The sequence below is a fragment of the Undibacterium sp. WLX3042 genome (genome assembly GCF_049544825.1).
In the GTDB taxonomy this organism is placed as follows: Bacteria; Pseudomonadota; Gammaproteobacteria; order Burkholderiales; family Burkholderiaceae_D; genus Undibacterium.
Genome location: NZ_CP186698.1, coordinates 32925 through 46126, shown reverse-complemented (window position 1 = coordinate 46126; position 13202 = coordinate 32925). Strand labels below are relative to the sequence as shown.

General features: G+C 46.5%; 14 protein-coding genes. 13 read left to right on the top strand and 1 reads right to left on the bottom strand.

Going from position 1 to position 13202, the window contains the following annotated elements:
- Positions 1–61 precede the first annotated feature (61 nt).
- The 12 genes from ACPAOP_RS00225 to ACPAOP_RS00170 all read left to right on the top strand — a co-directional run bounded on the left by ACPAOP_RS00225 (position 62) and on the right by ACPAOP_RS00170 (position 11077).
- Positions 62–502 (top strand): ProQ/FINO family protein, encoded by a 441-nt coding sequence (locus ACPAOP_RS00225; protein WP_423680937.1) that lies wholly within the window; start codon positions 62–64, stop codon positions 500–502.
- A 502-nt stretch (positions 503–1004) separates the two neighbouring features.
- The gene (gene recA / locus ACPAOP_RS00220) at positions 1005–2048 is read left to right on the top strand and encodes a recombinase RecA (protein ID WP_423680938.1); all 1044 of its coding nucleotides are present in this window, start codon (positions 1005–1007) and stop codon (positions 2046–2048) included.
- An 85-nt stretch (positions 2049–2133) separates the two neighbouring features.
- Positions 2134–2586: a recombination regulator RecX gene (gene recX / locus ACPAOP_RS00215; protein WP_423680939.1), complete on the top strand. Its 453-nt coding sequence runs from the start codon at positions 2134–2136 to the stop codon at positions 2584–2586.
- Positions 2587–2762: 176 nt separating this feature from the next.
- Positions 2763–3347, top strand: coding sequence for a DUF2889 domain-containing protein (locus tag ACPAOP_RS00210; RefSeq protein WP_423708877.1), 585 nt, complete (start codon positions 2763–2765; stop codon positions 3345–3347).
- Positions 3348–3392: 45 nt separating this feature from the next.
- Positions 3393–4562 (top strand): ADP-forming succinate--CoA ligase subunit beta, encoded by a 1170-nt coding sequence (gene sucC / locus ACPAOP_RS00205; protein WP_423680941.1) that lies wholly within the window; start codon positions 3393–3395, stop codon positions 4560–4562.
- An 18-nt stretch (positions 4563–4580) separates the two neighbouring features.
- Positions 4581–5462, top strand: coding sequence for a succinate--CoA ligase subunit alpha (gene sucD, locus ACPAOP_RS00200; protein ID WP_423708876.1), 882 nt, complete (start codon positions 4581–4583; stop codon positions 5460–5462).
- A 191-nt stretch (positions 5463–5653) separates the two neighbouring features.
- The gene (locus ACPAOP_RS00195) at positions 5654–6475 is read left to right on the top strand and encodes a Stp1/IreP family PP2C-type Ser/Thr phosphatase (RefSeq protein WP_423682247.1); all 822 of its coding nucleotides are present in this window, start codon (positions 5654–5656) and stop codon (positions 6473–6475) included.
- 16 nt (positions 6476–6491) lie between these two features.
- Entirely contained in the window at positions 6492–7082 is a 591-nt protein-coding gene (locus ACPAOP_RS00190; protein ID WP_423708875.1) for an FHA domain-containing protein, read from the top strand.
- A 204-nt stretch (positions 7083–7286) separates the two neighbouring features.
- Positions 7287–7751 carry a pilin gene (locus tag ACPAOP_RS00185; protein ID WP_423708874.1) on the top strand — a complete coding sequence of 155 codons (465 nt, stop codon included), beginning with the start codon at positions 7287–7289 and terminating at the stop codon, positions 7749–7751.
- A gap of 77 nt (positions 7752–7828) precedes the next feature.
- The gene (locus ACPAOP_RS00180) at positions 7829–8275 is read left to right on the top strand and encodes a pilin (protein WP_423708873.1); all 447 of its coding nucleotides are present in this window, start codon (positions 7829–7831) and stop codon (positions 8273–8275) included.
- Positions 8276–8481: 206 nt separating this feature from the next.
- On the top strand, positions 8482–9243 hold the full coding sequence (gene tfpZ, locus ACPAOP_RS00175) for a TfpX/TfpZ family type IV pilin accessory protein (protein ID WP_423708872.1): 762 nt from the start codon (positions 8482–8484) through the stop codon (positions 9241–9243).
- Positions 9244–9367: 124 nt separating this feature from the next.
- Positions 9368–11077, top strand: coding sequence for a Wzy polymerase domain-containing protein (locus ACPAOP_RS00170; RefSeq protein WP_423708871.1), 1710 nt, complete (start codon positions 9368–9370; stop codon positions 11075–11077).
- Positions 11078–11089: 12 nt separating this feature from the next.
- Here ACPAOP_RS00170 and moaC read toward each other — a convergent pair whose 3' ends face one another.
- Positions 11090–11599, bottom strand: a complete 510-nt coding sequence (gene moaC, locus ACPAOP_RS00165) for a cyclic pyranopterin monophosphate synthase MoaC (RefSeq protein WP_423680949.1) — start codon at positions 11597–11599, stop codon at positions 11090–11092.
- An 81-nt stretch (positions 11600–11680) separates the two neighbouring features.
- Here moaC and ACPAOP_RS00160 point away from each other — a divergent pair, with 81 nt between their 5' ends.
- Positions 11681–13201, top strand: coding sequence for a M48 family metalloprotease (locus ACPAOP_RS00160; RefSeq protein WP_423708870.1), 1521 nt, complete (start codon positions 11681–11683; stop codon positions 13199–13201).
- The last annotated feature ends 1 nt before the right edge of the window (position 13202 follow it).

The following is a 13202-nucleotide window of genomic DNA, read 5'->3' as shown; positions in this document are numbered from 1 at the left end:
AGGGTATCTGTCTGGCTGCTATGTTATGCTTTGCCCCTTTGAAATTAAGTTTCCTAAATTCATGAATACCAAAAGCAAGTCTATTCCCGTTTCTGAAGCGCAAGCCCTGTTGAGCACCTTAAAAGAGACATTCCCGGTGTTTCTCAATAATGAGCCGCTTGCGATAGGCATAGATAAGCAAATCCTTGCCAGATTGCCCGAAACTCCCCGTAAAGTTTTACGGATGGTACTTGCTTATCATACGAAATCAACGCGTTACCTGCAAAAGACCATCAAAGCGACAACCCGCTTTGATCTCGATGGCAATCCTGCAGAGCCTTTGGAAGAAATGCATAAAGCGCATGCAGAAGAAATGCTGAAAGAACGTGCTAAGAAAAACGCTGAGCGTTCGCAGGCGGAGGCAAAACTCAAACGTCAGCAGCAGGCGGCGGCAGAGGAAGCCGAAAAACTGCAGAAGAGAGCCGAAAAAATAAACCAGCTTGCGCAGAAATTTGCGAAATAACTGATTTTTGCATTGGCGGTATCCAAGGGGGTAACAGCGTTAGCTTTGCCTCCTTTTTTTATGTCGTCGGGAGTGCGCTATTACTATCGTCCTAAGTCACATTGATGCAAATGGTACCTTCGGGTTTTAGTGTCGATATTCAATTAAAGCTGAATTACATGTTTATGAAAATCAGCGATTTATATTTGGGATGAATAATGAATTCTGAACAAATGAATCAGTTAACTTTGAATTTTCTGGTAGCTGGAAAATACGCCTCTTTGATTCCCGTAATCGGGTGCGGTTTCCAGTGACCTTAAAAGTTCAGAGTTAGCTAAACAAAATTCAGAGTTAAGTGAATTTCGATAATTTCGACGGACATTGAGCATGCTGTTAATAATATGCGCAAAAAATAAAAATCGTGCTTGCATAAATCACTGTTTTTTTATACAGTACTGTTAAACGTAGTTACTGATAGTGACTATTTATTTTTCCACCCGTTGCTTATTGAATGAAAGATTCTATGGACGATAAGAAACCTGACAACAGCTCAGAAAAGAGCAAGGCGCTCGCGGCAGCATTGGCGCAAATCGAGAAGCAATTTGGTAAAGGATCGGTCATGCGCATGGCCGATGGTGCTGCGGTGGAAGAGGTGCAGGTTGTGTCCACTGGCTCACTCGGTCTGGATATTGCCTTAGGTGTTGGCGGCTTACCACGGGGACGTGTGGTTGAAATTTATGGTCCTGAATCTTCAGGTAAAACCACGCTGACTCTGCAGGCGATAGCTGAGATGCAAAAAATTGGTGGTACTTGCGCATTTATCGATGCTGAGCACGCTTTAGATGTCGGTTACGCCCAAAAGCTGGGCGTGAACGTCAATGATCTGCTGATTTCTCAGCCCGATACTGGTGAGCAAGCATTGGAAATTACAGATGCATTAGTGCGTTCGGGTAGTGTTGACCTGGTGGTTATTGACTCGGTTGCTGCCTTGACGCCGCGTGCTGAAATTGAGGGCGACATGGGCGATTCTTTACCTGGCTTGCAGGCCCGTCTGATGTCTCAGGCTTTGCGTAAGCTGACTGGCAGTATTAAGCGGACAAATACGCTGGTCATTTTCATTAACCAGATTCGTATGAAGATTGGTGTGATGTTCGGTAGCCCTGAGACAACGACCGGTGGTAATGCATTGAAATTTTACGCGTCAGTGCGTCTGGATATACGCCGCACAGGCTCCATTAAAGCCGGCGATGAAGTCATTGGTAACGAAACAAAGGTCAAAGTCGTCAAAAATAAAGTTGCGCCTCCATTCAAAGAAGCACATTTTGATATCTTGTATGGCGAAGGAACTTCCCGAGAAGGGGAGATTCTTGATTTGGGCGCGGACGCTAAAATTATTGAAAAAGCTGGCGCGTGGTACAGCTACAATGGCGAACGTATTGGTCAGGGTAAAGATAATGCGCGTAATTTCCTGAAAGAGCGTCCGGATCTTGCGCATGAAATTGAAAACAAGGTGCGTGAACATCTCGGCGTCCCTTTATTGCCAGCGATTAATGCGGACGCGAGCTAAGGATACGTTCAGGTTATTTTAAGGACATAACAATCAGCCGATAATTCTTTCTTCAAGGATTATCGGCTTTTGTTTTGTGTAAATAATGATGCAGAAATTAAGTCTTAAAGGGCGGGCACTCAGGTATTTATCCATGCGTGAACACAGCCGTGTCGAATTATTCAGAAAATTATCTTCTTACGCGGAAGATGGGGATGACGTCGATGCAATTCTCGATTGGCTGGAAGTCAATAACTTTCTTTCGGCAGAACGATTCTCTGATTCGTTGATTAACCGGCGTTCAGGTCGCTTTGGTAATCATCGTATTTTGGCTGAGTTGCAAAGTCACAACGTTAATGCGCTTGAAATGTCCCGAATTAAGTCCGAATTAGCTGAGTCTGAAGTGAGTCGGGCCATCGAGGTGTTGCATCGAAAATTTCCCCGTCCGCCTGCAGATCAGAATGAGCGTGTCAAGCAAAGCAGGTTTTTGCAACAGAGAGGTTTTTCCGGCAGATCAGTTCAAATCGCTATGAAGGCGGAACGCCCAGATAATGATTAGTAAGGTAAATCTTTGTTTTCAACGCGCAAAAAAAAATGAGCCGGAATATGAGTTGGCTAATTAGCTGTGCTAGAATCCGCAGGTTTTTTGCAGCGCCGCAGGAGCGGCTGCTACCGTAGAAGCTGCGGTAGCGACACGCAATTGTGGCTTTTTATAAAGTAAGCCGCTAACAAGGCATGATGCCCTCATCCAATCCTGAAATACACCGTACGTTGAAGCATACACGTGCGATTTCCATATCTGCGTTCGCCAGGAACGATGGATTGTGGGATCTCGACGCGCACATTACGGATCATAAAACCCGTGATATTACGCTCGCTTCTGGCATCAGGCCAGAGGGGATGGCTTTGCATGATCTCCATTTGCGAGTGACTATCGACTTACAGTTAAATATCGTTGATGTGCTGGCTCGTTCTGCGGCTGTTCCTTATCCCGGATATTGCGAGGCGATAGAGGCTGATTATAAAAAGCTGATTGGTCTCAATCTGATGAAACAATTTCGTCAGGGAGTTAAAGAGCGTATGTCGGGTGTTAACGGTTGCTCTCATCTGACAGAGCTTGCTTTTGTTCTTCCAACTGCTGCTATCCAGGCTTTTGCTGGTGATGTCATTGATACCCGTGATGGCGCCAGCAGCTCAACTGAATCTCAACAACCATTCCAGCTTGACCGATGCCATGCTTTGCGTCTGGATGGCCCGGCTGTTGTTCAGTATTACCCGCGTTGGGCAAAATCTGCGCCCAATGCAAAATCACCCAGCTAGTTTGTTTTTTAATTATTTATACCTCAGTGTCTGAAGGGAAGTTGTATGAAAATTCATGAGTATCAGGGTAAAGAAATCCTCCGCAAATTCGGAGTGACCGTACCACGCGGTATCCCATGCATGTCCGTTGAAGAAGCCGTTAAAGCGGCTGAAACTCTGGGTGGGCCAGTCTGGGTAGTCAAGGCACAAATCCACGCAGGTGGCCGCGGTAAAGGTGGTGGCGTAAAAGTCGCAAAATCTCTGGAGCAAGTACGTGAATACGCTGATGCGATCATGGGCATGCAGCTGGTGACTCACCAGACTGGTCCTGAAGGCCAGAAAGTTCGTCGCTTGCTGATCGAAGAAGGTGCTGACATCAAAAAAGAACTGTACGTCAGTATGGTGACTGATCGCGTAAGTCAGCGCGTGGTTCTGATGGCATCAAGCGAAGGCGGTATGGATATTGAAGAGGTTGCAGAGAAGCATCCAGAACTGATTCACAGCATCGCGATTGATCCGACCAATGGTCTGCAAGACGCTGAAGCCGACGACATTTCCCGTAAAATCGGTGTACCTGAGGGCTCTATTGAAGACGCCCGCGTTCAGTTAAAAGGCTTGTACAAAGCTTTCATGGAGACAGATTGCTCTCTGGCGGAAATCAATCCTTTGATTCTGACTGGTTCCGGTAAAGTGATCGCGCTGGATGCTAAGTTTAACTTCGACGCTAACTCCTTGTTCCGTCAGCCAGAAATCGTTGCTTACCGCGATCTGGATGAAGAAGATCCGGCCGAAATCGAAGCGTCCAAATTTGACCTTGCCTATATCTCCCTCGACGGTAACATCGGTTGTCTGGTGAACGGTGCTGGTCTGGCGATGGCAACCATGGATACGATCAAACTGTTCGGTGGTGAGCCAGCTAACTTCCTTGACGTAGGTGGTGGTGCAACAGCAGAAAAAGTCACTGAAGCATTCAAGATCATGTTGAAAAATCCTGGTCTGAAAGCGATTCTGGTTAATATCTTCGGCGGTATTATGCGCTGCGACGTGATCGCAGAAGGTGTGATTACTGCGTCTAAAGCTGTTTCCCTGCAAGTACCTCTGGTCGTACGCATGAAGGGTACAAATGAAGACATCGGCAAGAAAATGCTGGCTGACTCAGGTCTGCCTATCATTTCTGCTGACACGATGGAAGAAGCAGCACAGAAGGTTGTTGCCGCTGCTGCAGCTCACGCTTAATTATTGCAAGGAATCACTATGTCCATCCTGATTAATAAAGACACTAAAGTTATTACCCAAGGGATCACTGGTAAAACTGGCCAGTTTCATACACGTATGTGCCGCGATTACGCGAATGGCAAAAACTGCTTCGTTGCAGGTGTAAATCCTAAAAAAGCTGGTGAAGATTTCGAAGGTATTCCAATTTACGCAAATGTCTCTGAAGCGAAAGCAGCAACGGGCGCAACCGTTTCTGTGATCTATGTTCCGCCAGCTGGTGCAGCGGCTGCGATCTGGGAAGCGGTTGAAGCGGATCTCGATCTGGCGATCTGTATCACAGAAGGTATTCCTGTTCGCGACATGATGATGTTGAAAGACCGCATGGCAAAAGCCGGTAGCAAAACAAAATTGCTTGGCCCTAACTGCCCAGGCTTGATCACACCTGACGAAATCAAAATCGGTATTATGCCAGGCCACATTCACCGTAAAGGTCGTATTGGCGTGGTTTCCCGCTCCGGTACACTGACTTATGAAGCGGTCGGTCAGTTGACAGCGCTGGGCTTGGGTCAATCTTCCGCCGTTGGTATCGGTGGCGATCCTATCAATGGTCTGAAACATATCGATATCATGAAGATGTTCAATGATGATCCTGATACAGATGCAGTGATCATGATTGGTGAAATCGGTGGTCCGGACGAAGCGAATGCTGCATATTGGATTAAAGACAATATGAAGAAGCCGGTAGTTGGCTTTATCGCGGGGGTAACCGCGCCTCCGGGTAAGCGTATGGGTCACGCTGGTGCCTTGATTTCCGGCGGTGCTGATACAGCACAAGCAAAATTGGATATCATGGAATCTTGCGGTATTATGACAACGAAGAATCCATCTGAGATGGCGCGCTTGTTGAAAGCGATGCTGTAAAACGGATTTTATTCATCCCCAAAAAAAACCGCGATTTTCGCGGTTTTTTTTCGCGCGTATACTTTGCTTTTGAGTACAGACAGTGCAAACTCAATACCTTAATGTTAAGCTTCGCGGTGATAGGTAATATTAAATAAACTAATCGTTCTGGTTTCCAGCCAGAGTCAGCAATCAATGAGTGCTATTTGTCGATGCCACATCAGTATGTACTAGAATTTGCTGCCCTGTCAGATGTCGGACGGGTACGGAAGCATAACGAAGACGCCATCGTTGTCTGTGCGGATTACGGTTGCGCGGTGCTTGCTGACGGTATGGGAGGGTATCAGGCGGGAGAAGTCGCCAGCGCTATGACAACGCAAGTCGTTGCTGACTATCTCTGCGAAAAACTGGATTCTGCCTGGTATTCAAAGTTGGGTTTTCAGTCAATTCATGTATCGCGCTGGATGTCAGACGCTATTGTTCTGGCAAACCGCCAGGTCGTGCAGACTTCACGGGAAAATCCAGAATGTTTTGGTATGGGGACAACAGTCGTTGCAGCGTGCTGCATTCAGGATAAGATTTTGTTCGCACACGTCGGCGATTCCAGGGCATATCGTTATCGTCACCATGTGTTGACAAGAATGACGGAGGATCACTCCGTTCTTCAGGATCAGATCAATGCTGGCTTAATTACAGAAGCCCAGGCACGTTTTTCATCAATCAAAAATTTGATTACGCGAGCCGTAGGTATTCAGGACAACATCGAAATTGACCTGAGTGTTCATCAGTCAGAAGATTCTGATATTTATATGCTTTGCTCTGACGGATTGACAGACTTGCTTGATGATCACCAGATTCACGCAATGTTACAGCGATATGCAGATGATTTATCTGTCTGCTGCAGAGCATTGGTTGATTCTGCAAACATCGAGGGTGGTTTCGATAACATATCGGTTGTTTTGTTCAGGTTAAAGGCGGTACATAGTCCGTCCTGGATTCAAAAGCTGTTATTCCGGCAATCTTTGGAAAATTGAATAAGTGAGAGGATGTATGGCGAAGATCATCGTCACCTTTAATGGGTTGGTGCAGCAAGAAGTCAGTATAAACAAATCCCGTATTACGATAGGTCGACGCGTCGGGAACGATATAGTTATCGATCACCTGACAGTCAGTGGTCAACATGCAGCGATTGATACTACACCGAATGGTTCTTTTGTTCTTGACCTGGGTAGTACCAATGGCACTCTGGTTAATAATCAGCCAGTCAAGAAGCATCTACTTCAGCACGATGATGTTATCGATATTGGCAAGTACAAACTGCGCTTTCAGGTAGAAAAGAGCGCTCAGGTCACGCCAGTCTCTTCCGCGGTTTCAGGGCAGCAGGCTCCGGCGAAAATAAAAGTGATCAATGGTGCTAATGCGGGTAAGGAGTTGGTGTTGACAAAAGCGGTGACGACCGTGGGAAGTCCTGGGACGCAAGTGATTGCAATTGCAAGGCAAACGGACAGATATATTGTTCGCCACGTCGAAGGAAAAGAATTCCCGAAAGTGAACGGGCAACTGCTGTCAGAACAGCCACATACCTTACAGCATGGTGATGTGATTGATATTAGTGGTACTCACATGCAATTTAGTGTTTAACAGTCGACAAACAGAGTATTTCCGACTTTGAATGTAAGTGATTGACAAAAAATGTCACTTATTAACGTAGAACGTCACTTATTTTGAAGTGTATGAACAACATTAACGCTAATTTGCTCTTGTGACTTAATGTTAAATAGCTGGCACACAGTTTGCTGTAAGGTGGACAGGGTCATTCTTTTAAATTGTTATTAGGAGAACTATATGAAATCTATGAAATTGGTTAAAAAAGTACAACAAGGTTTTACCTTGATTGAATTGATGATCGTTGTAGCGATTATCGGTATTCTGGCTGCAGTTGCGTTGCCTGCATACAATGACTACACGACACGCGCTCAGGTTTCTGAAGCGGTTGAGTTGCTCGGTGGTTTGAAGTCACCTTTGTCTGCTTACGGTTACGAAAATAATGAATGGCCTACTTCGTTGGTTGCTAAAGATCCAACAGCGAAGCAAATCGTTGCAACATTGACAGGTAAGTATTCTGCTGTGACGGCGACTGTGGATGGTACATTCCCAACAGGTACTACTGTTGCGACAATGTCATCCGGTCAGGCTAAAGACAAGCTGGTTAAATTCAAAACTACGGATGGTGGTCAGACTTGGAGTTGTACAAGTGCCGGTGCTGGTACTACTGTTGACATCAAGTGGTTGCCACAAGCATGTAAGTAATTTGTGTTTTGCTGTCTGATGAAAGGTGCTGTTTTCGGCACCTTTTTTTTCGAGTTGTTTCTTGCCGAGAGATTGCCATGTATAAACAGCGGTTTCAAAGAGGTTTTACCCTGATCGAACTGATGATTGTGGTTGCAATTATCGGTATTTTGGCCGCAATAGCATTACCTTCATACCTGGATTACACGACGAGGGCTCAGGTCGCGGAAGCTGTCGAGTTGATCGGGGGAGTGAAGGGGCCGATCGCCGTTTATGGTTATGAAAATAAGGAATGGCCTGGTCTGGTGGAAAAAGATCCTGATGCAAAGCAAATTAATGTTGCCCTGGTAGGCAAATATTCAAAAATTGATAGTGCTGTGCAAGGAACTTATCCTGAAGGCAGTATCACCTCGGTGATGACTTATGGTCAGGCGGAAACTAAGAAATTGGTATTTAAAACCCCGGACGGTGGGAAAATCTGGGATTGCAGCGCCAGTGCTGGTACTGATATCGAATTGAAATGGCTGCCTCAGGCATGTAAATAAGCTACTGTTGATGAAGTCTGATTTTTGTTGTGTCTGAGCTCAATTTTTGTCTGTCTGAGATACTCAGCATTGAGGTGGATTAGTTTACAATCCATATCAGAGAAAGACCATTGCTGCGCAATGATCGTCATCGTTGTATTTTCTTAATCTTGTAACCAAAGGCATTCACACTGAGTGCTTTTTTTTTGTTTATTGGCAGCTTGATTATGTCTGGATTAGTTTTCCGCTTACGTGCATCAGGGTTGCATTTACTGGTATCCGCCATCATTGCCACTATGGTCGCTGGAACTATTTTATTTTTGTGGTATCCCGGTCAATACGCAGATATCTGTGGAGGGATGCAGCTGATATGGATAGTGATTTCTGTCGATATTGTTTTGGGGCCATTACTGACATTCGTGGCGTTTGATCAAAAGAAGAAAAGAGCAGAGTTGTTACGTGATATTCTTGTGATCAGTATTTTGCAGGTGTCAGGCCTGACCTACGGCGCTCACGTGGTCTATATCGCACGCCCGGTTGCGATGGTCTTTGAAGGTTCGCAGTTTCGTGTCGTAACGGCGAATGATGTTGATATCAATGAGTTGCCTCAGGCACGGGCGGATATGCGCAGTCTGTCTCTGACAGGGCCTGTATTATTGGGTGTCCGCGATTATAAAGATGCAGTCGAAAAATCTGATGCTGCTTTCCGCGCTTTTTCGGGCTATGACATTGGTACCAGACCTTCTTTTTGGCAACCTTATGCTGACTCTCAGACCAAGGTTTTGAGCGTTGCCAGAACCCTTGATACCTTAATTAAAAAATATCCGGAAAGTAAGCTCGAAATAGAGCGTCAACTGAACAAGACTGGTCATACAATTGATAATGCAAAATTTTTACCAGTATTAAGCCGTGGTACCGATTGGTTGGTCGTCATTGATAGCAGCACAGCGAAGCCTTTGTTTTTCTTGAAGAAAGACGGCTTTTTCTGATTCTCACATTTGTGAAGTAGTTAATTTTTCTTTCAAAGGCCGGTGCTCGTTAGGTGGCATCGCATTTATAGATGCGGCAGACTTCATGTCTGGCTGAAACTGAAGCCTGGTTCCAGGGACGCTAATGTCAAATAAAAATAATATTAATTATGCGATTCTCGGGATGAGTATCGCTTTTTCTTACCTGTTACCAATTCATATACATCCTTTACGCACGTTTTATCAGGATGCCATTGTCATTCTTGGCCTGTTGTTGACCATATTCAGCTTATCTTTGAATGAGCAACTGAAGCTGCGTTTCAGTGGACTATGCCTGATCAGCACGGGCATTGTAGTCGCTATTTTTTGCCAGTTTTTTTTCGGGAATTCGCAGGATATTGAAGACTTGTTGATTCCTTCTTTGTATTTGCTTTTACTTCCTTTTGCTTATTCTGTCGGAGCTTCTTTATCTGCAGAAAGAGAACTGGCGGAAAAATTATGTCTTGCGTTTGCTTATGCTTACCTTGTCGCAGGATTGCTCTCCGTTGCGATGCAGATTGTGCAAGTGACTGGTTTGCGTATCGACACGCTGGTGATGTTCATCCCTAAAGCGGTCTTTTTCCCCCGTCCGTACGCGAATGTCGCGCAGCCTAATCAGTTGGCGCTCATGCTCTGTTTTGCGCTTGCATCGACATGGTTCTTGTATAGCAGAATGAAAATAAGCAAGGGGTTGGCTGTTGCAGGCACTGGCGTACTGATCATTGGCTTAGTGTTGACGCAATCGAGAATCGGCTGGATCATTCTGCCGCTGTTTTGTTTCTATATCTGGAAGACGCAGATTGCAGAAAACGGTCAACAGATACCTAAGGTGATTTTAATATTATTGCCAGTGGTCTATTTTCTGATGGTGTTTAGCTTGTCTTTCATCATCAGTCATTTCGGTTTCTCAGGTGGCTCAGTAGCGGAGCATGTCGGCGGTAGATCCGAGCGCATGGGTTTATGGAGGCAAGCCTGGTCAATGGCGGCTCATCATCCTTGGTCTGGTGTTGGCTGGAGTGGCTTTGGTCCGGCACAGGTGAGTATTGCGGCAGATTTTCCGTCGTCCACTTATGCTGAGCATGCGCATAACATTGTGCTGAATTTTGCTGCGGAATTAGGCTGGCCTTTGACGGTGTTGGTTTTTGTCGGTCTGGCCTGGTGGTTTTATCGCGCTGGTCTGCAACCGGTAAAGACGTCAGCGAGACAGTTTGCTGTTCTGTGTCTGATTGGGGTGTTTGTTCACAGTCTGGTTGAGTTTCCTCTATGGTATGGATACGTGTTGTTCCCGACGGCGATATTGATGGGCATGTTACATCAGATGCGCTGGCCGGAAGGGGGCGTTATGCTTCCGAAAGCACTGATTACTCCGGTTGTGGCGTTGGCAGTCTTTTTCATGGGAGCCGTCACCTGGGATTATCAGCGCGTGGTGAAAGGATTTAACGTTCTGCGATGGGAACAGTCAGGTACCAAGGTCGATTTGCATGCGTTGGAACAGCCTGAGTTCACTCTCTTTCCACAGTTTTTCGCTTATTTTAAGTTAATGAAGACAGAGCCAGCAGAAGGTATGTCCGCAGAGACAATCGCCTATGCAGAGCATTGGACTCCTCGTTTCGGCTTTGTGCATATCTTAAATAAAATGGCTGAGATTTATGTCCTGAATGGTTCTCCCAAAAAAGCAGAACGGATGATGCAAACCTTGCAGCGCTTACATCCAGATCTTTATCCCGAATATTTTGATTATTGGAAAGCAAAAGGCAATATTGATGTGCGATATCGCGATGTTTTTGTGAATATGCCAAGGCGCGATGCGCCGTGAGCATCGCGACTCTTATACCGGTTGGTCTGCCAGACTCACCCAATCGCCTGACTTTCCACCGTGTTTTTCAAGTACACGGACGTCGCTGATCACCATGCCACGATCCACTGCCTTGCACATATCATAAATCGTCAGTAAGCCGATTTGCGTGGCGGTGAGCGCTTCCATTTCAACGCCGGTTTTTCCTAAGGTTTCGACCTGAACAATACATTCAACCGAAGATGTTTTTTCTGCAATGTTAAAATCGACGTTGACACGGGTCAGCGCCAGTGGATGGCATAGTGGGATCAGGTCGCTGGTTCGTTTTGCTGCCATAATTGCCGCAATACGTGCGATCCCGAGTACATCGCCTTTTTTGGCAGACCCTTGCTGAATAATGGCGAGCGTCTCTGGTTTCATTCGTATATTCCCTGCCGCGATGGCAATACGATGCGTGTCTTTTTTTTCTGCGACGTCGACCATATGTGCCTGACCTGTTTGGTTAAAATGTGTCAGACCGGAATTCGGGGCTTCAGTAGTCATATTTAGGGTGAAAAGTTGAAGATATTCGGAGTGTTTCCATCAGCGGGTCATGATAGCACCGCAGAATCAAAAAAGAACCTCATGAAGAAAAAGCTGTTCTCTTACGGCTTGCTGGCTTTCGTTGCATTATCGCCGGTTCCGTTCGCATCACCAGCAGCAGAGGCGCAAAATCTACCTACTTTGGGTGACACTTCCCGTGAGGATTTGTCGCCACTCATGGAGCGCAAATTAGGTGAACAAATCATGAACAGTGTCCGGCGTGATCCGGATTTCATGGAAGATGGGCCTGTTTCTGATTATCTGAACCGGTTAGGCAATAAGATGCTGGAAGCGCGTCCTGATGCGAGGGGGGAGACGACCTATGATTTTGAGTTTTTCGCGGTACGTGATCCGGTGTTAAATGCATTTGCATTTCCGGGTGGTTTTATCGGCTTTCACTCCGGCTTGATTTTGGCCGCGCAATCGGAGTCCGAACTGGCATCAGTTATGGGGCATGAAATCGGACATGTCGCACAACGCCACATCGCCCGCATGCTCACGAGTCAGAAATTTGACTCTTTTATTCCGCTGGCCGCTCTGGCGCTGGCCGTGCTTGCTGCGCGCACCAGTCCTGATGCGGCGATGGCTGTAGCCATGGGGGGGCAGGGGCTGGCAATACAGCGTCAACTCAATTTCAGTCGTGAAGCAGAGCGTGAGGCAGACCGGGTTGGTTTTCAGATTTTAAATGACAGTGGTTTTGATACGGCAGGCATGGTCAGTTTTTTTGGCCGCTTACAAGCTTCGATGCGTAACTACACCGATAATGCCCCAGCCTATTTGCGCAGCCATCCTTTAACCAGCGAGCGTATCGCCGATATACAGGCGAGAATGCTCGATCAGCGCTACCGACAGCGCGCCGACAGTCTGGAGTTCTATCTGACCAAGGCACGCATACGTGTGCTGCAGGATCCGACCATACAAGGTCTGATGGATGCCAAAGTGTTTTTCGATACGCAAATCAGATCTGAGAAAGAAGAGGACAAAATTGCTGGTGCTTACGGACTTGCATTTGTTGCTTTTAAACAGATGGATTTTGCGAAGGCCGGAGTTTTACTGGAGCAAGCGCGGACCCGGCTGGAAAAATCGCACGCGAACAAAAATACATTAAATACCGGCAGCATGTTCCCCAGTCTGGAGATCGATATTCTGTTGGGAAGCAAACAGTTTGAGCAGGCGGCAGCGAGTGCAGAAAAGGCAATACAGCAGTTACCCTTGTCGCGTGGGCTGGTGTACCAATATGTTGAGGCATTGTTATCTGCCAAGAAATATGAGACCGCCGGAACCTACCTGAGGGATCAGCTGGTGATGTACCGGCAGGATGCAAAACTCCAGAATTTGCTGGCCAAAGTATACGCCGCTCAGGGAAAACAAGCCCTGCAACATATCGCTCTGGCCGAAGCCTATGCGATTCAGGGCAGTTGGTCGGCAGCGATACAGCAACTTGATATCGCCAGAAATGAGAAGGATGCGCAATACTACGAATTATCAGTGATTGATGCGCGCGAACGGGAATGGAAAGAGCAGCACAAAGAAGAGCTGGCTGAAGAACGCAAGCGCAAGTAGG

Bases quoted from the DNA above. Each gene is read 5' to 3' on its own strand.
- ACPAOP_RS00160 (WP_423708870.1), top strand. From the start codon at position 11,681: ATGAAGAAAAAGCTGTTCTCTTACGGCTTGCTGGCTTTCGTTGCATTA.
- recX (WP_423680939.1), top strand. From the start codon at position 2,134: ATGATGCAGAAATTAAGTCTTAAAGGGCGGGCACTCAGGTATTTATCC.
- ACPAOP_RS00180 (WP_423708873.1), top strand. From the start codon at position 7,829: ATGTATAAACAGCGGTTTCAAAGAGGTTTTACCCTGATCGAACTGATG.
- sucC (WP_423680941.1), top strand. From the start codon at position 3,393: ATGAAAATTCATGAGTATCAGGGTAAAGAAATCCTCCGCAAATTCGGA.
- ACPAOP_RS00190 (WP_423708875.1), top strand. From the start codon at position 6,492: ATGGCGAAGATCATCGTCACCTTTAATGGGTTGGTGCAGCAAGAAGTC.
- ACPAOP_RS00210 (WP_423708877.1), top strand. From the start codon at position 2,763: ATGATGCCCTCATCCAATCCTGAAATACACCGTACGTTGAAGCATACA.
- sucD (WP_423708876.1), top strand. From the start codon at position 4,581: ATGTCCATCCTGATTAATAAAGACACTAAAGTTATTACCCAAGGGATC.
- ACPAOP_RS00225 (WP_423680937.1), top strand. From the start codon at position 62: ATGAATACCAAAAGCAAGTCTATTCCCGTTTCTGAAGCGCAAGCCCTG.
- moaC (WP_423680949.1), bottom strand. From the start codon at position 11,599: ATGACTACTGAAGCCCCGAATTCCGGTCTGACACATTTTAACCAAACA.
- ACPAOP_RS00185 (WP_423708874.1), top strand. From the start codon at position 7,287: ATGAAATCTATGAAATTGGTTAAAAAAGTACAACAAGGTTTTACCTTG.
- recA (WP_423680938.1), top strand. From the start codon at position 1,005: ATGGACGATAAGAAACCTGACAACAGCTCAGAAAAGAGCAAGGCGCTC.
- ACPAOP_RS00170 (WP_423708871.1), top strand. From the start codon at position 9,368: ATGTCAAATAAAAATAATATTAATTATGCGATTCTCGGGATGAGTATC.
- ACPAOP_RS00195 (WP_423682247.1), top strand. From the start codon at position 5,654: ATGCCACATCAGTATGTACTAGAATTTGCTGCCCTGTCAGATGTCGGA.
- tfpZ (WP_423708872.1), top strand. From the start codon at position 8,482: ATGTCTGGATTAGTTTTCCGCTTACGTGCATCAGGGTTGCATTTACTG.